General features: G+C 68.8%; 23 protein-coding genes and 1 pseudogene. 7 read left to right on the forward strand and 17 right to left on the reverse strand.

The window, feature by feature from the left end:
- The first annotated feature begins 75 nt into the window (after window positions 1-75).
- On the forward strand, window positions 76-1,923 hold the full coding sequence (locus tag ACWCPQ_RS28585; protein ID WP_449904611.1) for an ABC transporter ATP-binding protein: 1,848 nt from the start codon (window positions 76-78) through the stop codon (window positions 1,921-1,923).
- Entirely contained in the window at window positions 1,920-3,656 is a 1,737-nt protein-coding gene (locus ACWCPQ_RS28590) for an ABC transporter ATP-binding protein (RefSeq protein ID WP_449904613.1), read from the forward strand. Before ACWCPQ_RS28585 ends, ACWCPQ_RS28590 begins: the two co-directional genes overlap by 4 nt.
- On the opposite strand, the gene ACWCPQ_RS28595 is transcribed toward ACWCPQ_RS28590, so the two are convergent.
- The 8 genes from ACWCPQ_RS28595 to ACWCPQ_RS28630 form a co-directional block, all read right to left on the reverse strand.
- A complete protein-coding gene (locus tag ACWCPQ_RS28595) occupies window positions 3,653-3,886 on the reverse strand; it encodes a hypothetical protein (protein ID WP_449904615.1) in 234 nt (77 codons plus the stop codon). The two genes, ACWCPQ_RS28590 and ACWCPQ_RS28595, sit on opposite strands and share 4 nt — an antisense overlap.
- 290 nt (window positions 3,887-4,176) lie before the next feature.
- A complete protein-coding gene (locus tag ACWCPQ_RS28600; protein WP_449904617.1) occupies window positions 4,177-5,652 on the reverse strand; it encodes an alpha/beta hydrolase family protein in 1,476 nt (491 codons plus the stop codon).
- A 140-nt stretch (window positions 5,653-5,792) separates the two neighbouring features.
- Entirely contained in the window at window positions 5,793-7,055 is a 1,263-nt protein-coding gene (locus ACWCPQ_RS28605; RefSeq protein ID WP_449904691.1) for an amidohydrolase family protein, read from the reverse strand.
- An 87-nt stretch (window positions 7,056-7,142) separates the two neighbouring features.
- A complete protein-coding gene (locus ACWCPQ_RS28610) occupies window positions 7,143-7,433 on the reverse strand; it encodes a DUF6510 family protein (RefSeq protein ID WP_449904619.1) in 291 nt (96 codons plus the stop codon).
- Window positions 7,434-7,436: 3 nt separating this feature from the next.
- Window positions 7,437-8,165, reverse strand: a complete 729-nt coding sequence (locus ACWCPQ_RS28615) for a ferredoxin reductase (protein WP_449904621.1) — start codon at window positions 8,163-8,165, stop codon at window positions 7,437-7,439.
- Window positions 8,162-8,767, reverse strand: coding sequence for a sulfite oxidase-like oxidoreductase (locus ACWCPQ_RS28620; protein ID WP_449904623.1), 606 nt, complete (start codon window positions 8,765-8,767; stop codon window positions 8,162-8,164). The genes ACWCPQ_RS28615 and ACWCPQ_RS28620 overlap by 4 nt, the downstream gene beginning before the upstream one ends.
- A gap of 245 nt (window positions 8,768-9,012) precedes the next feature.
- Entirely contained in the window at window positions 9,013-9,306 is a 294-nt protein-coding gene (locus ACWCPQ_RS28625) for a tail fiber domain-containing protein (protein ID WP_449904625.1), read from the reverse strand.
- Window positions 9,307-9,374: 68 nt separating this feature from the next.
- On the reverse strand, window positions 9,375-9,524 hold the full coding sequence (locus tag ACWCPQ_RS28630) for a hypothetical protein (protein ID WP_449904627.1): 150 nt from the start codon (window positions 9,522-9,524) through the stop codon (window positions 9,375-9,377).
- Window positions 9,525-9,815: 291 nt separating this feature from the next.
- Here ACWCPQ_RS28630 and egtD point away from each other — a divergent pair, with 291 nt between their 5' ends.
- A complete protein-coding gene (gene egtD / locus ACWCPQ_RS28635) occupies window positions 9,816-10,790 on the forward strand; it encodes an L-histidine N(alpha)-methyltransferase (protein WP_449904629.1) in 975 nt (324 codons plus the stop codon).
- Between the two features lie 35 nt (window positions 10,791-10,825).
- On the opposite strand, the gene ACWCPQ_RS28640 is transcribed toward egtD, so the two are convergent.
- Entirely contained in the window at window positions 10,826-12,112 is a 1,287-nt protein-coding gene (locus tag ACWCPQ_RS28640) for an MFS transporter (RefSeq protein WP_449904631.1), read from the reverse strand.
- 109 nt (window positions 12,113-12,221) lie between these two features.
- Between ACWCPQ_RS28640 and ACWCPQ_RS28645 the strand changes: the two genes are divergently transcribed.
- Window positions 12,222-12,407: a hypothetical protein gene (locus ACWCPQ_RS28645; protein ID WP_449904633.1), complete on the forward strand. Its 186-nt coding sequence runs from the start codon at window positions 12,222-12,224 to the stop codon at window positions 12,405-12,407.
- A 50-nt stretch (window positions 12,408-12,457) separates the two neighbouring features.
- On the opposite strand, the gene ACWCPQ_RS28650 is transcribed toward ACWCPQ_RS28645, so the two are convergent.
- From ACWCPQ_RS28650 to ACWCPQ_RS28665, 4 genes are all read right to left on the reverse strand, one after another.
- Window positions 12,458-12,637: a hypothetical protein gene (locus ACWCPQ_RS28650; protein ID WP_449904635.1), complete on the reverse strand. Its 180-nt coding sequence runs from the start codon at window positions 12,635-12,637 to the stop codon at window positions 12,458-12,460.
- 131 nt (window positions 12,638-12,768) lie between these two features.
- Entirely contained in the window at window positions 12,769-12,909 is a 141-nt protein-coding gene (locus ACWCPQ_RS28655; protein ID WP_449904637.1) for a hypothetical protein, read from the reverse strand.
- A 5-nt stretch (window positions 12,910-12,914) separates the two neighbouring features.
- On the reverse strand, window positions 12,915-13,310 hold the full coding sequence (locus tag ACWCPQ_RS28660; protein ID WP_449904639.1) for a hypothetical protein: 396 nt from the start codon (window positions 13,308-13,310) through the stop codon (window positions 12,915-12,917).
- 133 nt (window positions 13,311-13,443) lie between these two features.
- Entirely contained in the window at window positions 13,444-14,376 is a 933-nt protein-coding gene (locus tag ACWCPQ_RS28665) for an aldose 1-epimerase family protein (protein WP_449904641.1), read from the reverse strand.
- A 171-nt stretch (window positions 14,377-14,547) separates the two neighbouring features.
- Here ACWCPQ_RS28665 and ACWCPQ_RS28670 point away from each other — a divergent pair, with 171 nt between their 5' ends.
- Both ACWCPQ_RS28670 and ACWCPQ_RS28675 read left to right on the forward strand, forming a co-directional pair.
- The gene (locus tag ACWCPQ_RS28670) at window positions 14,548-14,967 is read left to right on the forward strand and encodes a DUF6325 family protein (protein ID WP_449904643.1); all 420 of its coding nucleotides are present in this window, start codon (window positions 14,548-14,550) and stop codon (window positions 14,965-14,967) included.
- A 13-nt stretch (window positions 14,968-14,980) separates the two neighbouring features.
- Window positions 14,981-15,292, forward strand: a complete 312-nt coding sequence (locus tag ACWCPQ_RS28675; RefSeq protein ID WP_449904645.1) for an SHOCT domain-containing protein — start codon at window positions 14,981-14,983, stop codon at window positions 15,290-15,292.
- A 4-nt stretch (window positions 15,293-15,296) separates the two neighbouring features.
- On the opposite strand, the gene ACWCPQ_RS28680 is transcribed toward ACWCPQ_RS28675, so the two are convergent.
- From ACWCPQ_RS28680 to ACWCPQ_RS28695, 4 genes and pseudogenes are all read right to left on the reverse strand, one after another.
- Window positions 15,297-15,584, reverse strand: coding sequence for a DUF1330 domain-containing protein (locus ACWCPQ_RS28680; RefSeq protein WP_063035550.1), 288 nt, complete (start codon window positions 15,582-15,584; stop codon window positions 15,297-15,299).
- Between the two features lie 116 nt (window positions 15,585-15,700).
- On the reverse strand, window positions 15,701-16,702 hold the full coding sequence (locus ACWCPQ_RS28685; protein ID WP_449904647.1) for an adenylate/guanylate cyclase domain-containing protein: 1,002 nt from the start codon (window positions 16,700-16,702) through the stop codon (window positions 15,701-15,703).
- Between the two features lie 595 nt (window positions 16,703-17,297).
- Window positions 17,298-19,358 (reverse strand): annotated as a pseudogene (locus ACWCPQ_RS28690) (CocE/NonD family hydrolase); the annotation flags it as partial.
- Window positions 19,359-19,511: 153 nt separating this feature from the next.
- The gene (locus ACWCPQ_RS28695; protein WP_449904648.1) at window positions 19,512-20,102 is read right to left on the reverse strand and encodes a class I SAM-dependent methyltransferase; all 591 of its coding nucleotides are present in this window, start codon (window positions 20,100-20,102) and stop codon (window positions 19,512-19,514) included.
- Between the two features lie 91 nt (window positions 20,103-20,193).
- Here ACWCPQ_RS28695 and ACWCPQ_RS28700 point away from each other — a divergent pair, with 91 nt between their 5' ends.
- Window positions 20,194-20,775: a helix-turn-helix domain-containing protein gene (locus ACWCPQ_RS28700; RefSeq protein ID WP_449904650.1), complete on the forward strand. Its 582-nt coding sequence runs from the start codon at window positions 20,194-20,196 to the stop codon at window positions 20,773-20,775.
- The last annotated feature ends 66 nt before the right edge of the window (window positions 20,776-20,841 follow it).

Consider the following 20,841-nt stretch of genomic DNA (forward strand, 5'->3'; position numbering starts at 1 on the left):
GTGGGAGAAGCCCTTTTCGGGCCCGCCGGACGATATGTCGAGCGCTCGTCACTCGACCGCGGGGCCAGGAGCACCATGACCGATATCAGCGAGACGGCGATGAACACTGTCGAACTCGCCGAGATGAACCGGCGCGACCGATCGGACACCCCGGCGGTACCGGAGGCGAACCCGGTTCGGCTACTGCGCCCCTTCCTGGGTGGTTTCGGCGCCGTGATCGTACTGCAGATCATCGGCGCGGTAGCCGGTCTGGCGCCGCTGCTGGCGGTGGTGGAGCTGGGCCGGACCCTGTTGTCCACCGGGCCGGTCGAGCACGGGCATATCCGGCTGGTGGTGATCGCGGGCGCGAGCGGTCTGTTCGTACAACTGCTGTGCACCGCGGCCGCATCCGGGATCGGGCATCTCCTGGACGCCCGGGTGCAGCTGGCGTTCCGGCGGCAGCTGGCCGGACAGCTGGCCCGGGTACCGATCGGCTGGTTCTCCCGTCGCCGAACCGGTGAACTGGCGAAAGTGGTGGGTGAGGACGTGGCCGCCGTTCATCCGTTCATCGCCCACGCCCCCGGTGAGCTCGTCGCCGCGTTCGTGGTGCCGCTGGTATCGCTGATCTACCTGGGCACCGTCGACTGGCGGCTCACCCTGATCACACTGATCCCGGTGGCACTGGCGGTGACACTGGTCCCGCTCATGATGCTCCCGGCACGGCTGCGTGAACAGGAGGAATTCGATGCGGCCACCGGCCGGATATCGAATGCCGTGATCGAATTCGTCCAGGGCATCTCGGTGGTCAAGGCATTCGGCGGGACGGCACGCGCGCACCGGGAATTCAGTGCGGCGACAGAGTCTTTCGTTGCGGTCTTCCTGCGCTGGGTACGCGGGCTCTCGGTGCCGGCCGCGGGAATGCAGCTGGTCCTGTCACCACCGTTCGTGCTGGCGGTGGTGCTGACCGGCGGTACCGCGCTGATCACCTCCGGTGCGCTGGCCCCAGCGGATCTGCTGCCCTTCCTGCTGCTCGGCCTCGGCCTGACCGCCCCGGTCGCCGCCCTCGGGCACGGTTTCGACGACGCCCAGGCCGCCCGGCGCGCGGTCGGCCGGATCCGCGAGGTACTCGACCGGCCGGCACTTCCGGAGCCCATTCGGCCCCGTACTCCGGCGGGGCACCGGGTGGAGCTGCGCGATATCCACTTCGGCTACGAGTCCGGCCACGAAGTGCTGCGCGGAATAGATCTGGTCCTGGAACCGGGCACAGTGACCGCGCTGGTCGGGCCCTCGGGCAGCGGAAAATCCACGCTTGTCCAGCTGCTGCCGCGCTTCTTCGACCCGGATCGCGGCGCGGTCGAGCTGGGTGGGGTCGATCTGCGCGATCTCACCGCGCACGACCTCTACCGAACGGTTTCCTTCGTTTTCCAGGATGTGCGGCTGTTGCGCGCCTCGGTCGCGGACAATATCGCGCTGGCGGTTCCGGACGCCGGCCCGGACCAGGTGGTCCGGGCCGCGAAATCGGCGAATATCCACGACCGGATACTCGAGCTGCCCTCCGGATACGAGACCGTCCTCGGCGCCGGAACCGGGCTGTCCGGGGGTGAGGCACAGCGGATCGCGCTGGCCCGCGCCCTGCTGGCGGATACCCCGGTGCTCGTACTCGACGAGGCGACTGCTTTCGCGGACCCACATACCGAGCAGGCCGTACGCCGGTCGCTGGCGGCGCGGCGAGGCGAGGTGACCGTGCTGGTCATCGCACACCGGCCGGAGACGATCGCCGACGCCGACACCGTCGTGCTGCTGGACAACGGTGTGATCGTCGAACGCGGTACCTCCGCCGAGCTGCTGGCCGCGGGCGGAAGATTCGCCGCGTACCAGCACTCCCGACATCCCCTGGAAACCGAGACCGACAGTGAACTGCCACGAGGAGACAGCGCGCGATGATCCGGATGCTGTTGCGGGTGCTGGGCCCAGAATACGCGCGGCCGGTACGTCGCACCGTGGCACTGATGACGGTTACCGCGGTCGCCGAAGGCCTGTCCTATGCTCTGCTGGTCCCCGTCCTGCGAGGATTGTTCGGGAGTACGCCCGGCGACGCCCGACCCTGGCTGATCGCCTTCGTGGTCGCCGTCGGATGCTACGGCGCGCTGCGCTATCTCAGTGACCTCGCCGGCTTCCGGGTCGGGTCCGCGTTACTGCTGGGCCTCTACCGGCGGTTCGGCGATCACCTGGCGCGGCTCCCCCTCGGCTGGTTCGGCCCGAACCGGGTCGGCCAGGTATCGGCACTGGCCGGACGCGGGATTCTCGAGGCGATGAGTGTGATCGCGCACCTGCTCGCGCCGTTCGTCTCGGCCTGCGTCACCCCGCTGACCATCGTCGTGGTCATCCTCGCCTTCGACTGGCGGATGGGACTGGCCGCGCTCGCGGCGGCGCCGGTCGTAGCGGTGGTGCAGATCCGGACCGGGCGTGCGGCGGCGGCGACAGATGCGGAAAGACACGCCCGTGACGCGGAGGCCACCGCGCGGGTCGTCGAATACCTGCAGGCCCAACCGGTTCTGCGCGCAGGTGGCCGGAGCGCGGAACGTTTCCGGCTGCTCGACGATTCGCTGCGCGCGGTCGAGACGGCGAACCGACGCGCCACGCTGGCGGCGCTGTCCGGTGCGGTGGGCTCGGCGATCACGGTGCAGGCGATTTTCACCACGCTGCTGGCGCTCGGCGCCTACCTCACCATGGGCGGCGGAATCGGTGCAGCGGAATTGCTGACGATTCTGGTGCTGGCCGCTCGCTGCGCCGATCCGCTGCTGTCGCTTTCGGAGATGGGCGGCAAACTACGCAGCGCCCGTTCGGTGCTGACCCGACTCGACGATCTGCTGTGCACAGAGCCGCTACCGGAGGCCGCCGAGCCGGAGCATCCGGACGGCCATGACCTGGAGCTGGAATCCGTCGTATACGCGCACGGGAACCGCACGGTGATCGACCGGGTGTCGCTTTCGGTCCCGGAGGGGCAGCGGCTCGCCATCGTGGGCCCGTCCGGTGCGGGAAAGAGCACACTGCTGCAGTTGATGGCCCGCTTCCACGATGTGGACGCCGGGACGGTGCGCCTCGGCGGCATCGATGTGCGTGCCGTCGACACCGCAGTGGCCATGGCCCGATTCGCCGTCGTATTCCAGGACGTCTACCTGTTCGACGGCACCGTCGAGGACAATATCCGTCTCGGCCGGCCCGATGCGACCGACGCCGAAATCCGCGCGGCGGCCACGGCGGCCCGCCTGGACGAGGTGATCGAACGCCTACCCGGGGGCCGGGCGGCAGCTGTCGGCGAAGGCGGGGCACTGCTCTCGGGCGGTGAACGCCAGCGGGTCTCGATCGCGCGAGCGCTGCTGAAGGATGCGCCGATCGTACTGCTCGACGAAGTGACCTCGGCGCTGGATCCGGTGAACGAGGCGGCCGTGCACGAAGGCATCGAACGCCTCATGGCGGGCCGGACTGTCGTGACGGTGGCACATCGGCTGCGGACGGTCCGGCGGGCCGATCGGATCATCTTCCTGGACAAAGGGCGGATCGTCGAGGACGGCACCCACGAGGAGCTCCTGGATCGCGGCGGTCGCTACGCCGACTTCTGGCACGTATCCGCGGCACCGGGCGCGCGCGAACAGGTTCCGGGTGGGGCGACCTAGTCGATCCGGCGGATCGCCGGGCTACAACCCTGCGTCATCATGACGTGGTCGGCGAGATCCTCCATGCTCATCATCTCGGGATGGCTGTAGTAGACCAGCTCGAACCGGCGCTGCCGCCAGGATGGCGGGTCGGTCCGTCCGGCATCGCTCGTATCGCACAGCGCTTCGAGCCGGCCCAGATCGAACGGCTCCTTACCGCGCGCGTGCGCGTCCGCCTTGACGGCTGCCAAGCGCTCTGTCCGTGTCAGATCCGCCCTGCCCCACACTCCTGCCGCGAAACGGCGTGCTTCTTCGAGGTCCACTGACGCTCTCCTACCTGCCCGCGGGCCCGGTCCAGCCGGCAGGCTGGTTTAACCACGAGAAGTTCTGGGTACGAGTTTAGGCCGTCAACCACGGGGCCGCATCGCCGAATCCCGTGCGCGCGCCGAAATGCCTCGCACACTGGGCATTCTACGAATCGAGCGGCATCGTGCCGCCGAATTCGTCCCAACCGAGAAGAAGATCACCCGAACCCGGGCACTCATCGGCGCTCGATATGGACTTCACGCCACGGCGGCGGATCGTCGAGCAGGGTCGCCGAGTCGTCGCCCAGGAACCGATCGAAGAAGGCCAGGGTGTACGCGGCAACGATCTCGTGGCCGCGAGCGCCGCCGATCGGACCCGACATCCCCAATCGCTGCGCCAGCGGCGTCCAACTGGGCGCATCGGTGAAGTTCAGGTGGAACATCCCGGGGATCACCACGTGATATCCCCGTCCCGGCGGACTCGCGGCGAACACGGCACGCTGGGTGTCGAGGGTTTCGGTGATCTCCCGGTCCGGCCAGCCACCGCTGCGATCACGTTCGAGCAGAATGGATTCGGCGTCCCGGGTCAGCCACATACCGGGCTGCCGCAGCCCGTCACGGACCACATCGGCGGTCATCGCGGCATCCATCATCGAACAGGCACGCAACCGCGGGTCGGCGTGGCATGCCGCGCCGACCGTCATCGCTCCGAGCGAGACGCCGAACGCGCCGGCCCGGCCCAGATCGAGGCGACCGGTCAGCAGACCGGCGGGATCCGCGTCGTCCAACCGGGCCAGCCGGTCCAGGGCGGAGGAGATATCGCGGGCCAGGTACGGGATGAGCCCGTCGGGTAGGACTGCGTAGCCGAGGCCGGGTGCGGGCACGGTGGGCGTGATGCTCTGCTGAACCGCCGGATACACCCGGTCCTTGGTCCATCCGGTGACCGTGCGGCCGTCCGGAAACACGGTCGCGGCCGAGGTGTAGGGCTGATCCAGGCCGACCACGACGAACCCGTGCGAGACCAGCCGTTCGACCTGGAACATATTGGATTGACGGAACGCGTCGAGCCCCGAGGCGAAGATCAGTACCGGATACCGGGAACGGCCCGATGCCACCGGCGGTCGCCGGGTCGCGTGGGTGGGTACGGCGTCCCAGAAGTCGAAGACGAAACCCGGCGCGCCGAGCATCGGGCCGGCCGCGGCCGAAAGCGCCGCGGAATCGGTCACGTAAGGGGCGTCGGCAGTGTTCGCCGTGGGTTCGGCCGGATACCAGATCTGCGCCATCAGTTCCCGGCGGGCGGCCGGGTCGGGGTCGAAGATCTCCCGCCGGGCGTCGTCGCGCCAGTGGTAGGTCGTGGTGCCGATCGCGTACGGACCACCGGGTTCGGGCAACCGGAAGACGGGGACAGCGATCGGTGTCGCCACCGAGACCGCGAAAACCGCTACTCCGGTAGCTGTTCCGGTAGCGCGAAACCACCACGCCGGGCGCCCGGGGCGGACTGCGCCCAGAAGCCACCCCACGGCGATGGCCGCGGCCAAGGCGTACGCCGGGACGAGCGGCCAGCGATAGCCTCCGGCGGACAACTGGACAACCGCTGCCACCGGGGCGAGCAGGGCCAGGTGCCGGATCCGGCGGGCTCGACCCCGCCACGGCACCGCACAGCTGACCAGGCCTGTGACATTCGCCGCCCACATCACGATCTCGGCCGACATAGAACTGTTCCCTCCGGGATAGCGGCACGCCGCGGATGCCGGGCGCACCCGCCGAAGACTCCACTGTCCACAACCGGCCGGGTTTCTTATAGGAAGAATGTTCCCCACGGCCGGTGGCCGGGCCCGATACCGGCCGCGGATCACCCTGGAGGTGTGGCAGCCGGAAGGAATCCGGCCCGGTCCACCACCGGCACACCATCCTTCACCACCAGCAGAATCTTGTCCGGGTTTCCCAGCTCGCCGATATCGGCGAGCGGATCACCCGCCACGACGACCACATCGGCGATCTTGCCGGCCTCGACTGTGCCCAGATGCTCCTCGACTCCGCACAGCCGGGCGGCGGTACGGGTACCGGCGACGATCGCCTCTCCCGGGGTGAGCCCGCCGAACCGCACCAGCAGTCCGAGCTCGGCCAGATTCGTGCCGTGATCGGGCCCCAGACCGGCGTCGGTACCCAGTGCGATCGCCACCCCGGCGGCGGCCGATTCCCCGACCGCCTGCTGGGCGACCTCGTGCCAGTGCACACTCTTGTGTGCGGCGACCGCGGAGGTACGGGCCGGGTCGAGATCGTGCACGGTCTCCAGCAGGGTGGGCACCAGGAAGGTGCCCTGATCGACCATCCGCCGGCGCAGTTCGTTATCGAGGGCGTAACCGTGCTCGATACTGCGCACGCCCGCCTCGATCGCGGCCCTGATCCCCGCGTAACCGATAGCGTGGGCCGCCACCGGCACCCCACCGTAGGCAATACCCTCCTCGACTGCCGCGCGTACCAGTTCGGTTCGCATTCCCAGCCATTCGGGCTGGTCGTTCGGAGTCGCGACACCACCGCTGGTGGCCACCTTGATCACATCCGCACCCAGAGCGATCAGCCGGCGCACTGTGGCGCGGATCTCGTCGACGCTGTCCACGCGGAACGGTGGTGCTTCGGGCGCGGCGAGATACGGGGTGGGATCGAATCCGGAGCGCAAGGTGAAATCCCCGTGTCCGGCGGTCTGGCTCAGCATATTGATCGCCACCAGCAGTCGCGGGCCCTCGATCAGGCCGTGCGCGACGGCATCGCGGAAACCGGTATCGATACCCATGAGGTCGCGTGCGGTGGTGACCCCGTTGCGCAGGGTCACCCGGAGCCGCTCCAGCACGGTCAGCGTGCGATAGGAGGCGGGTTGGGCGAGACCGTCGTAGAGCGTGCCTTTGGTCCCCGGCAATGCGAAATGTACGTGGCAGTCGAAGAATCCGGGACAGATCGTATTACCGCGCAGATCGACCCGCGCCTCCCCCGCGACCGGCTCCGGTTCGTCGCCGCGGCGCCCGGCCCAGGTGAACCGGCCGTCCCGGATGACGACTGCCGCGTCCGGGACCGGATCACCGCCGCGTCCGTCGACGAGGCGGGCGTTATAGAGCAGCACGGCGAGCCCGTTCGCGACGGTGACCGGTCGGTGCAGTGGTCATACTCTTCTCCGATCCGCGCAGTTCGGGCGATCCGTCCGGACTCAACCAGCGACCGGCAGCCGCAGCGCCGCACCGGCCCCCAGATCCAGCCAGGTACCGGCCGGAGTCTCGGTGAGGCGCAGCAGGACCCGGGCGCAACCGGGGCAGCGCGCCACCCGGCCCGGGCAGTGGGTGTACACCACCGCCGTCGCCAGTGGGCCCACCCGGCCGCAGTACCCACAGCGGCAGTCGCAGCTGGTGATATCGGCGACGAACACCTGGGACAGCGGTCCGGCCAGCGCATTGCCGTCGATATGATCGTCGCCGAATTCCGGAGCTTCTGGGGTCGGCACAGTTCATCCTCCGCTCGGTCCGAAACGCTCGGTGCGCACCGCAGCCGCCGGATACCCGGCACCCACCAGCAAGGCCGCGGTGTGTTCGACGAAACCGGTCGGGCCGCAGACATAACAGCCGGTACCGGGCGCCGGTGGAACGTCGTGGACCGGCAGGTCGGCTCTGGTGAGCCGACCTGCCGGTCGCGGGCAGTCGGCGGGCGCGCGCCGGGTGTACACGAAGTCCACCCGGGCCTGGTATCCGCCGAAATCGTCCAGTTCATCGAGGTAGTAGCGCTGGCCCGGGTCGCGCACGGAGTAGACCAGGCGCAGCGGCGCGGACTCCCCCGCCGCCCGGTATGCCCGGAGCATGGCCATCAGCGGAACGATCCCGGCGCCGCCCCCGATCAGCAGTACCGGCTCGCCGGCGGGTTCCCACACGAACCAGCCGCCGACGGGACCGCGGACCTCGATGTAGGCACCCACCGGCAGGTCGTCCACCAGATACGGCGACACCTCGCCGCCCGGCACCCGCTGCACCGTCAGCTCGATCGATTCGCCGGCGGTGGGTGCGGCCAGCGAATAACTGCGTTCGGCGTGATAGCCGTCCGGGGCGGTGAGCCGCACGTCGACGTGCTGGCCCGGCAGATGGCCCGGCCAGTCGGGCACCCGCAGCGTCAGGGTGCGCGCGCCGGGAGCCTCCGGACGTATCCGCACCAGTTCGGCCGCCAGCCACCGGGGCGGCGCGCTCAATCGCCGCGGTATCGCTGTTCGCGCCACGGGTCGCCGTATTCGTGGTAGCCGGCCGCCTCCCAGAATCCGGGAACGTCCTCGTCGAGGAGCCGGATTCCCCTGACCCATTTGGCCGATTTCCAGAAGTACAGATGCGGAACGAGCAGCCGGGCCGGGCCGCCGTGCTCGGGTTCGAGGTCGCGGCCGTCGAAACTGTGCACGATCCAGGCTCTACCGTCGAGGAGATCCTCCAGCGGGATATCGGTGGTGTATCCGCCGTGGGATTCGATCAGCGCGTAGTCCGCCTGGGTCTCTACATCGGCCAGCAGGGTATCCAGCGAGACGCCCTGCCAATCGGTGTCCAGCTTGGTCCAGCGGGTCACGCAGTGGATATCCACGTGCGGGGTCTCCTGCGGGAGGGCCCGGAACGCGGCCCAGTCCCATACCTTGCGGCCGCCGGCCTCGTCGGTGACGGTGAAGGTCCAGTTCTCGGGATGTACTCCCGGCGTCGGCCCGGCCGAGAGAACCGGGAAATCCTCGGTGAGGTACTGCCCCGGCGGCAGGCGCGTATCGACGTCGGCATCGCGGCGGCGACCGGAGAAACCCGGCGAGAAGAGCGGCATCCAATTCTCCTGTCACGGAGCGGTGCGTGCAGTCTGCGTCGCGGCATTCGATCATTGTCCGATCAGTAGCCAATATGGTGCCACGGTTGCCGGGTGTCAAGCGGATCAGGGATTGCAGAACGGCCACGGATCGGCACAATGACCGGCTGAAGTGGGTATATGACATCGGACGGTCCGCTCCAGGCCCTCCGAAGAGGGCGGCGCATCACGTTTGCCGAACGGATGCGGTAGAACCCGTCCGGACCTCACCCGGGCCCGGGTGAACCCACGTCGGAATCGGTGCCGGTCATCTGGCCGCGCAGCCGGTCCACCTCGGCCCGCAACTCCAGCACCTCCCGGTGCAGTGCCTGGATGCAGACCAGCGCGACGCCGCTGGCATCCCCCGCGTGGATCACCTCGTCGTTGTCCCCGAGACCGAAGGCGGCCATCCAGTCCTGCGCCATCGGTCCCAGATGACGGATGTGGTCGGCTTCCCATTCATAGCGCCAGGTGCTGATCGGCAGGGCGGCGACCTCATTCAGGATGTCGTAGCCGTTCACCGCTGCACCGGCCGGGCGACGCGAGGTCGCCGGCTTCGGCAGCAGACGCCGAAGCCGACGGGTGAATCTCAGCGCTCCCACCGTACGGGGGCGATATCACGCTTGATATTGCGATTGCTCTCGATCACGGCGCTCGCCACACCGGAATTCGCCACTGCCAGTACCACCCCGGCCGCGGTGACGGAAGCGAGCGACAGTGCCATCGAAATCTTCTTCATGGCGGTCTTCCTCTCTGTGCCGGGCTGCGCCGGGCACATCGGTTCCCAGCTCGGCGGCTCGTCGTCGCCGAGCCCGTCCGACAGTAACGGCGCGACCCCCACCGAACATCGGTGTCGACATCGTGGAATATCCGCATCCCGGCTCCGGCCGACATCCGTGCCGGCGTCCGCCGGAGGTCGTATCCGCACCGGAGATGCGCAGATGCGGATATTCCGCTCGGGATGGCGGATGTCCCTTCGCCGCGGTTGCCATACCTTTTCCGGCGACAGCCACGGAAAGAGAGGGATCCAATGGCTATCGCTCCCACCTTCGATATCCAGCTCACGGAGGCCGATCTCCGCGAGCAGTTGCGCACCGATGTGCTCTGGGGATTGTCCGGTCCTCGGAAATGGCTTCCGCCCAAATGGTTCTACGACGCCCGGGGCAGCAAACTCTTCGATCTCGTCACCGGACTGCCGGAGTACTATCCGGCCCGCACCGAATACGCACTTCTGCTCGACTGCGCCGACGCGATCGCGCGGCACGCCTCGGGTGCGACCGAATTGGTCGAACTGGGTTCGGGATCCGCGGAGAAGACACGAATACTGCTGAACGCGCTCAGCGCGCACGGATCACTGTGCTCCTACGTACCGCAGGATGTCTCCGAGAGCGCGCTGCGGGCGGCGGCCGGTTGGACCAGCGACGAGTTCCCGCATCTGTCCATCCACGGAATCGTCAGCGATTTCACCACCATGCTCCCGGCACTGCCGCACGGTGGTTGCCGCGTGGTCGCGTTGCTCGGCGGCACCCTGGGAAATCTGCCGCCTTTCGACCGCACCGCCTTTCTCGGCGAATTGCACCGGATGCTCAGACCGGGCGAACACCTGCTGGTGGGTGTCGGACTGGTGACCGATCCCGCCGAGATGATTTCCGCCTACGACGATGCCGCGGGCGTCACCGCCGAGTTCAACCGCAATATGCTGCATGTGGTGAACGCCCGCCTCGGCGCCGATTTCGATCCGCTCGGATTCGCCCATATCGCGGTATGGGACCCCGATCTGGAGTGGATCGAAATGCGTCTGGTCGCCACGAGACCGATGCGGGTCACGATTCCGGAGCTGGATCTGGTGGTCGATTTCGCCGCCGACGAGCAGCTGCGTACCGAGATATCGGCGAAATTCCGGCCGGCCGCTGTCCGGACCGAACTGACCGCGGCCGGTTTCCGGGTGCGCCGGGTCTGGACCGATCCCGGCGACCGATTCGCGCTGGTACTCGCCGACCGGTGAACCGGTTTCCGTCCTGTGGTCCGGCGCCGGGCGAATCATCGAGTCCGGGTGCGCGGTTGCGGGCCGGAATCGGCGCGGATGCCGGACGACTGCTCCGGTCGGTTCCGAACCGGAGCCGCACCTGCACTCCGCCCCGAATTGCGCCGGCGCCGACGGCCGATCATCGCAACAGTCGCCGATACCACCGCGGTCGCGACGCCCATACCGAGGAAGGCGCCGGAATACCCGGCCGAGCCGACGAACCAGCCGAGAGCCACGGCCCCGAGCCCGAGCCCGCCGTCGTAGGCGATATTCCACAGTGTGCTCGCGGTACCGCTGCGGGCGGCGCCGAGACGCCGCACGGTGAGGACGAACGAATCGTTCTGGCAGGCCCCGAAACCCGCGCCGAGCAGGGTCGTCCCGGCGAGCAACAAGGCATGGTGCACGGTGGCCAGCGCGACGGCGGTGAGTGCCAGGCCGCCCGCGGCGGACAGCACCGACACCGTGAGCAGCCGTCCAGCACCGAATCGATCGCCCGTCATTCCGGCGCCGAGCCGTGCCACGACCAGCGCGATCGACGCGGCGAGCAGCGCCCACGACGCAGCGGCGGCATCCGGAAGGGCGACCGGTAGAAAGGTGGTGACCGCACCGAACGAACCGGCGGTCAGTGCGAAGAGCGCGATCGGTGCCGCGATCCGGCCGGCGTCGGCCGGGCCGGCCAGCCGGAAATGGGCGCGAGACCCCTGCGGCAGCGACCCGGCCAGCACGGCACCGGTCAGGCAGGCCAGCGTCGATCCCCAGAAAACGATCGGGAAGCCCCAGGTCCGGGCGATCCAGACGCCACCGGCAAGCGCACCGAGATTCGGTAGCGCGGCCGCGACACCGAACAGTGATGCCCGAGAGGCCAGTGCACGCGCAGTGGACAGATCGGCGACGAGGGTGGCGCCCGCAATCACCACCAGGGCCAGGCCCACGCCGCGGACCACGGTGATCGCCAGGACCGGCGCGATATCGGCGGACAACAGGTACAGCGGAGTCGGCGCCCCGAGCAACACCGCGCCGGTCGTGATCATGGCCCGCAGGGTGAGCATCCGGAAGAGCCACGGCGCGGCCAGTTGCGTTGCCACGGTCGCCGCCATCATGGCGCCGGTCGTCGCCCCCACCGCGATACCGCTCGCCCCGCCCGCCGCCGACCAGAGCGGGACAACCGACAGCAGTGCGGCATAGTCGACGAAGGCGAGGAAGGTCACCGCCAGCAGGACCGCGAAGGCGCCCCGTCCCGTGGCGGGCAGATCCCCGGCCGAGCTGTTCGTATCCTCGACCGGACCGGTTCGCGTCGTCATAGGTCACCCTCTCCGGGCGGGCCGCCGACGCGGCGCCCGTGCCCGTTGCTGCCGACCACTTCACGATTACGCCGACCCCGCTGTTCTGTCCGCCGAACGCTGCGTAGCGGTGGGGCTGGGCTGGACAGTGCTGCCGGCGATCACCGTGGAAACCGAGATCGCCGCCGGCGAACTGAATGTGCTCGGCGGCCCCGCCCTATCCGCCTGCGATCCACCGGTGACCCGTCCGCGCCGCCATCGCAGTCCCGCGCTCGAGGTTGTCGCGGCGGACATCCGGCGTCACCGGCAGCGTTGAATCCGACCGGCTCGGCAGATGACACGAAACGGTTGCCGGGTCGCACGCGTTCAACGGAACAATTCGAGATGGTCGGTGACCCATTCACCGTAGGTGCGGGCCGGATGCCCGGTCAGCGTCCGGACGGCGGACGAAGGGACGGGCGGTTCGAGCCGCGCGTACTCGAACGATCGCAGCAGTCCGGCGGCGGCCCATTCCGGTACGCCGGCGCCGAGCAGGCCACGCCGCACCGTTTCCGGCGATACCTCTTCGAAGGCGATCGCGACGCCGAGGACATCCGCGATCGTCGCGACCAGTTCCCGGGGGGTGAGCAGCGCCGGGGCCGGTCAGGAGGTATTCCCACCCGCTCCGGCGGAATCGGTCAGCAGGGCACCGGCGCCACATCCCGCTCGTCGATCGGCGCGACGGCCACATCGGGATAGGGAGCCGATACGGCCCGGCCCTGCCGGATCCCCGCCGACCACCAGTGCGCGGTGTTCGAGGCGAACAGCGTTGGTCGCACGATCGTCACCGCGCCGGTGAAGGCTTCGAGACGATCCTCCAGCGGCCGGTACCCCGCGCCGATCGGACTGGCGGAGTCCAGCGCCGAGGCCGACGAGAGCAACACCAGGTGGTCCACACCTGCTCGTGTGCCGCGGCGATCAGCTCACCCAGACGGCTGCCGGGATCGGCGGCGCCGTCACCGAGTCCCAGCGCGGTGAGATCGACCAGGACGGCCCGCGCACCGGTGAGCAGGTCATCGAACGGTCGCCGCGCCGAAATGTTCTCGACTCCCCCGACGACCGGTGCCGCCGCCGGATGCCGGGTCACCGCCCGAACCACGGCGCCACCGGCCGCCAAAGCCGCGACCACCCGCCGCCCCACCGGTCCGGTCGCGCCGGTGACCACGATCGTCGACCCCATCAGCACATCTCGCGGCCCGGGCGGTGCGCGCCGCAGTCGACGGCAGACACCCGAACATCCATGGAGCCCATGGAACCGGGCACAGGTCCGCGAAATTCCGTGCGCCGTCACCGCCGGCCAGGGACCCTACGGTTCACCGACCGGACGGCGGCGCCGGTGTATAGCGGATCGACCAGCCACCCTCCCAGCGCTCCCCCGGTGCCAGGTGCCGCAGCCCCAGACCGGAGTTCAGTGCGTCCGGCGGGGCGGTCATCGGTTCCAGCGCGACAGCGAGACCTTTGCCGTCCGCGCGCGGGAACTCCCGGGGCGTGAAAACCTGCAGATACTCCCACCCGGTATCGCAGGCGAGTTCGACCGCCGCACCGTCGGGTGCGGTGAGCCGGGCCGCAGGCGCGGGCATGACTCCGCCGAACGGTGTGTCCAGGTCCAGCCGGGCGAGCGGTACTCCGGCACGCAGGTCGTAGCGGGTGCCCGCGACCCGATGTTCGGCCACCGGATTCATCCGGGCATCGATCTCGAAGTAGGTCTCCGCGGCCACCGTCAGCACCAGATCCTCGATCGGCGTCGCGCCCACACGGAGGTACGGGTGCGCGCCCACCGCGTACGGCGCCACCCGTTCGCTGTGGTTGGCGACCCCGTGGGTCACGGCGAGCCCGTCGGACCGCAATTCGTAACGCACCCAGGTGTCGAGCAGGAACGGCCAGCCGTGCTGCGGGGGTATCAGCGCACCCAGCGTCACCGCGGCCGCGGACTGCTGCCGTATCTCGTAGTCGGTATTGCGCAGCAGACCGTGGATCGCGTTCGACCGGGTCACCTCGGTGATGTCGAGCTGCTGCGGTAGCCCGTCGAGAATCCAGATACCGTCACGGACCCGGTTGGGCCAGGGCACCAGGACGATACCGGCGCCCATCGGTGGTGTGGCCGCCGCCGGGACCGGTTCGGTGACCGCGACTCCGGCGACGGTCAGACCGCGTAGCACGGCGGCCACCGTGCCGATCTCGGCGTGCGCGCCGGGAGTTTCCAGGACGATCGAACGGCCGGTCGGGGTCGGTTCGGGGGTGGTCACCTCCGCCAGCCTAGATTCCCGGTTCGCCGGCGACGGCGAAGGCGGCGGGTGCGTCCGGCAGGCGTAACCGGCGGACCGGTCGGTGCCGGGAGTACGCCAACCGTGCACAGAGCAGGTTTCACCCGAATCGGATGATGCGTCGCCACCCGCCCCGGGGCAGGATCGACACTCATGACGACCGAGCGTCTGGGCCCTGTCGAACTGGCCGTGCTGGCCTTTCCCGCAGAACGTATCGCGTCGTCGGTGGTCGACGCGTTACGCGCGGTGGTCGGCCACGGCGCAGCCACCATCATCGACCTGATCTACCTGGCGCGAACCGCGGAGGGCGATATCGTCCAGCTCGAAGTGGACGAGCCCCTGCAGGATGTGGGACTCGACGGGCTGTCGGTCGACCCGCGCGGGCTGGTCAGCGACGCCGATCTCGATATCGTGCGCGACACCCTCGAACCTGGGACCTGCGCGGTGGTGGTGGTCTACGAACAGACGTGGGCTCGCCGGCTGGGCGCCACCGTGGCCGCCGCAGGCGGTGAGCTGGCGCTGCACGTCCAGATTCCGCGCGACGCCGTGGACGCGGCGCTCGCCGCCTCGTGAGAAAGGACCGGCCATGGTGTTCAGGGCAGGACGCGTAGGACGACCGGGGCTGCTCGGCACGATGGCGCGCACGGCCGTCGTCGCGGGTACCGCCCGCGCCACTACCAATGCGCTGGACCGCCGCTCCCAGCGCCGGGCGGTCGAGCAGGAGGCCTACGCCGAGCAGCAGCAGACCTACCGGCAGCCGGAGCAGTACACGCCGCCGCCGGCCGCGCAGCCCGAAGAGGATCTGGTGGCGAAACTGGAGCGCCTCGGCCGGTTACGCGATTCCGGGACCCTCTCGGAGCAGGAGTTCGCGGCGGCCAAGGCCCAGCTGTTGCGGTAGCGGCCTACAGGCCGTTGACGATCACGGCGTTGCAGTCGGCGGCCGCCTGCCGCAGCGGGATCGCCGCCTGGTACTCCTCGGATTCGTACCAGGCGCGGGCCGCCTCGGGCGATTCGAATTCCAGCACCACCGTCTGGGTGGCGGGCCATTCTCCTTCGAGTACCTCGAACTTCGTATCGATCGCCAGGACCTTCACGCCGGCGGCCATCGCCTTACCGGCCGCCTTGCCGTATTCGGCCATCCCCGCGGGGTCCTTGATCAGTTCGGTGACGATGACATAGCCCTTGGCCATCCTGGATCTCCTATTCACCCGTGAGCCGTGACCGGCTCCCGGACGACCCTACCCACCGGTCCATTTACGTTGTCAGAAATCCCATATGCTGAAACAGAGAGTTTCGATCTGCAGAATCAGGACTTCCCGTTGCGGCGGAGCAGATGCGGCCGCAGCCGGTTGAACCCGCGCACCCGCACACTGCGCAGATGCCGGATGCTCAGTTCCGGCTCACCGTCCAGTTCCGCCGCGGCACCGTCGTCCACCAGGATCGTGCCCGGCCGGGCGACACCGGTGAGCCGGGCGGCGATATTCACCACCGAGCCGTACAGGTCGCCGAAACGTTGCAGCACCGGCCCGTACGCGAGAGCCACCCGCAGCTCCGGAGTCGTGCCCACGGTCATGGTGGATTCCTGTAGCGCCAGCGCGATCCGGGCCGCGGCCAGCGGTGACTCGGCCGCGAACATGACTTCGTCACCCACGTTCTTGATCACCCAGCCGCCGTTCTCGGCAATGGCGTCGTTCGTGGTGGACTCGAAGGCTTCCAGCAGTGTGGACAGTTCGTCCGGATGCAGGTGCCGGGTCAGCCGGGTGTAGCCGACCATATCCGCGAAGCCGACCGCCAGCACCCGGGTCGAATCCTCGGCCGGGGCCTCCTCGAGATTGCGCGCGAGCGCCGCGTCGAGATGTCGCCGCCAGGCATAGGACAGCAGGCCCTCCAGCAATTCCACCGTTTCGGCGGTCGCGGTGCGGGTGATCCGGTCGTGGTCCCCGTTCGCTCCGGCCGCGGCGACGCGCCGATCTATCTCGGCGAGCACCAGGTCGACCTGCCATTCCGCCAGCCGCGCCATGGTCTGCCCGATGGTACGGGCGGTGGCGGCCTGCTCACGGGCGTCGGCGCCGGCCAGGATGCCGACCTCCCGGAAGCGCTGGATAGCCGCGATATCCGCGTCGGTGTAATCCCGCGCGCTGTCGTCCTCGCTGGCCGGGAAACCGAGAGATACCCACAGCCGCCGGGCGAGATCCGGCGATACTTCCGCCTTTTCGGCGACCTCGTTGCGGTTGTAGCGCCGGCGACCGGCGAGCAGGCTCGCCTCGGCCGCCGATCGCACCGATTCGGCCCTCTCCTGCGACACCATGGCCGAAACCTTACGACGCCGCGGCGGCGATGCGGGTGGACCGGCGGAATCGCTCGGTGATCTGCGTCATGACGCAGATGCCGAAAAGCCGCCGCCGGTCGGGCCGGACGCCGGGATCACCGACCGGTGCCGGCCGATCCACCCGATCCGCAGCTCACCCGGATGCCATCCGCCGCCCACTCGACCGTGTGGACTACGGTCCCGGGACCGGGACGGCCGGCGCCCCATTCGCGGGCAGCTCCCCGGGGACGGACGCGGGAGCAGGAACCCCGGCGGGCGCGGGCGGCCCGGCGGCAGGAGCCTCGACAGGCGCAGCCGGCGCCGCGGGAACAGGAGTCTCGACAGGCGCGGGCACCTCGCGGGGTGGCGAGACTTCTCCGGGTGATGCCGCGGGCGCCGCCGGTGGCGGCGCGGTGGTCACCGGCCGCGTAGTCGCAGGCTGCGGATCGGGCACTACGGGCGGGGCACCGGCGGCCGCTGTCGGCGGGGTGGTGGGAACCGTCGGCGTACCGGGGGTGTGCGCCGGTCGCGGCGCCGGAGCCGGCTGCCCGGCCGGGGCCGGGGCCGCCCGGCCCGGTTCGCCCGGCGAGACGAACAGCGGCCGGTCGGTCGGGAGATTGATGAAACTCGGCGCGGCCGGATCCAGCTCCAGATGTTGCGGCGCGAGTTCGGTGTTGTTCAGCATGGGCCGGAATGCCAGTGCCTTGGGCGAGTTACCGGCGAATACGTCGAGCCGCAGCCGGTGCCCCGGCGCCAGCACCGCCTGGATCGGAATGACCGCGATATCGAGGGCGACCGGCTCGCCGGGCACCACTTTGCGCACACTGTCGAGGGTGAGCGGGTTGTGCGGCGCGGTGAGGTCACCGTTGGCCGAGCGGGTGCTGCGGGCCTCGTCGATCGCGCGCAGCGACGCGGTGAGCTGGCCGGTGCTCAGCACGGTCGAGGTGCCGTCCGGCGCCACATCGTTGACCGTGACGTTCCAGTAGCCGTCCGCGGCGTCGTGGACGGTCTCGAGATGCACATTGATCGGGCCGGAGATGATTGTGCGTTCGGCGATCGGCTCGGTGGTGAAGGTGAGCGCATTGCGTTCGGCGATGCGGGAATCCTTGGCGCACATATCCAGCACCGCGCCGATCCCCGCCGACCCCTGCGCCATATCCCGCGAGCACAGATTCGTCAGCCCCGGCGCCACCGTGAGACGGTCGGACCCGCCCGGCTGCCCGGTGAGCGAACCGTCGTGCACGCTGTCGTCGGTGGTCCCGCTGGGGGCGCCGGACAGATAGACCCGCCGATGTGTCATCCCCGGCTGCGGGAACTGGTCCATGACCACCCAGTTTCCGCCCTGCTCCCAGACGATCACCGGGCCGTAGCCGGCGATCCCGTTGTCGATGTCCTTGAGCCAGTGGTCGAACCACGCGCGCTGCAGTACGTCCAGTCGCGGCGGCGACCCCGGCCGGCCCGTCCCCGAACCCGGGTTGGCGTGATAGGTGTCGCCGACGATCAGTTGCTTTCGGCCCGGCGGCAACTGGATGTCGTTGTAGAGGGTGGTCGCACTGTTGGCGAAGATATCGTGCCAGCCGCCGTAGACGAAGGTCGGCACGGTGATCTTCTCCGGATGCCCCATGATGCCCTGCCGGAAGGCACTGTTCTCGTCGAGCGCGTCGGACAGTGCCGGGGGCATATTGCGCAGCGACGGTGTGAGCAGGGCTTGGGCCAGCAGATCGTAGTTCGTCGCGGGATCGGCCATCCGGTCGCTGAGCCACTGCCAGTCGAAGGTGCCGTTGAGCATGGCCTTCACATCCGGCATGAGTTTGGCCTGGTTGACCTGGTTCAGCCACAGGGGAAGGAAGGTCACGCCCACCCCACCACCCGGTGCCACCACATCACGCATGAGATCGCTGCCCGGCTCGACCGGGAAGATGGCCTGGAGCGGTTTCGGTGCGTTCTCCGCGGCGCGCAGCTGGTTGATCCCCGCATAGGATCCGCCGCTCATCGCGACCCGGCCGTTGGACCACGGCTGCCGCGCCGACCATTCGATCACTTCACGGGTATCGAGTTGTTCACGTTCGCCGAGGGTGTCCCAGAGCCCTTGTGACTGTCCGGTACCGCGCACATCGACCGACACGACCGTGTACCCGGCGCGGACGAGCTGGCTGTCGAGCCCCAGTACGGTCGCCACCGTGCCGCCGTCGAGGGCGTGCAGCAGATCCTCGAATCCGCTGATCGGGGTGCCGGTCAGATTGATCCGGCGCACCAGGTCCATGGTCCACTGCCGTACTCCGGGATCGCCCATCGCCGAATCGATGAGGCTCGACATCATCTTCGAGTACGGCGTCATGGTGACGATCGTGGGCAGCGGCCGGGTCTCCACTGCCCCGCCCGCCGCGGCCGGCCGGTACACATCGGCCTTGAGTACGACGCCGTCGCTCATGGTGATCAGGACGTCTTTGTCGATCTCGGTTTCGGGATACGGCTGCGGCCCGTCGTGCAGAGCGGTCCACTGCTGGGCGAGTTCGGCCGGTGACACCGCGGGCGCGGTATCACGGTGTACCGGGTGGCGTGCGGATTGTGCTGCCACCACCAGGATCACGGTCACGATGACGACCACGGTGGCCGCCGCGGCGGCCGCGAGCCCGTGAACCCGGTACAGCCGCATGAACAAACCCTCCACCTCGTGGTTCCGGTTTCCGCGCACAGGTGGAGCCGACGATAGCAATTCGCTCTGGCCGGATCGGGTTCCGACGCGCGGTTCCGGATAATCACCGGAGTCCGAGATGGAGAGTATCCGCGCTGATACGCGCGCTGGGCGTCAGTCCGCGCGCCGCACCCGCAGTACGAGATCCTTGATCTGATGCCCCGCGGCAGGCCGGTTGCGATCACGCCGATCGTCGACCTCGACGGTCCATTCGTCGCCGAGCAGCGCCAGGATCTCGGACGGCTGATAGAACTCGTAGGGGTCGAAACCGTGCGGATTCTCCTCGCGCGGCGGGAATTCGGTGGGGTCGTGCGAGACGAACAGCAGTGTTCCACCCGGAGCCACCGCATCGAGCAGCCCACGCACGGTGGTGTGGTCCGATTCGTGAACGATCGGGAAGTAGTGCGCCGAGACCAGATCGAACGAACGCGGCGGCAGCGGCGCGACGGTGATATCGGTGCGCTGCCAGGTGACCTCCGGATGCCCGGCAGCCGCGCGATCGAGCGCCACCTGCGAGATATCCACCGCTGTCACCTGCCAGCCCTGTTCGGCCAGCCAGTAGGCGTCCGCGCCCTCACCGCAGCCGAGGTCGAGGGCCCGGCCGGGTGTCATACCGGTCACTTCGGTGACGAGGGCATCGTTGGGCAACCCGCTGAAATGCTGGTCGCTACCGCTGTACATATCGTCCCAGAACTGCTGGTCCATGCGTTTTCTCCTGGTGTGGTCGGATCTACCGTCCAGCATCCGGGCAAACAGCTGGCTTGACAAATTTATTTGCTATATCTGCAATAGAGATATGGAGCAGGAGTTCGGCGAGGTCATTGATGCCATCGGGCCACGACTGCGCGATCTGCGCCGCCGCAACGGGACGACGCTGGCGGCGCTGTCCGAGGTCACCGGCATCCCGGTGAGCACGCTGTCGCGCCTGGAATCCGGCCAGCGCAAACCCAGCCTCGAACTGCTGCTTCCCCTGGCCAAGGCGCACCAGGTGCCGTTGGACGAACTGGTCGACGCCCCGGAGACCGGCGATCCCCGGGTACACACCCGCCCGGTCACCCGGCACGGCCAGACTTTCATTCCGTTGACCCGCAGGCCCGGGGGATTACAGGCCTACAAGCAGATCCTGTCCGGTCGCGAGGCCGCCCAGCCCGATCCGCGCACACACGAGGGCTACCACTGGCTCTACGTGCTCAACGGCAAACTACGCTTGATCCTGGGCGACCAGGACATGATCCTCACCCCCGGCGAGGTCGCCGAATTCGATACCCACCTGCCGCATTGGTTCGGCAATGCCGACGAGCATCCGGTCGAATACCTGAGCATCTACGGTCCACAGGGCGAGCGATTCCACATCAAGGCCAGATATCGCCCGGAGTGATATCGAACCGCCCCCTACGCTGCGGAAATGTATATGGTTACCGTTTCGTGATCCAGGTTGGCCGTG

The organism is Nocardia sp. NPDC001965 (genome assembly GCF_053594175.1).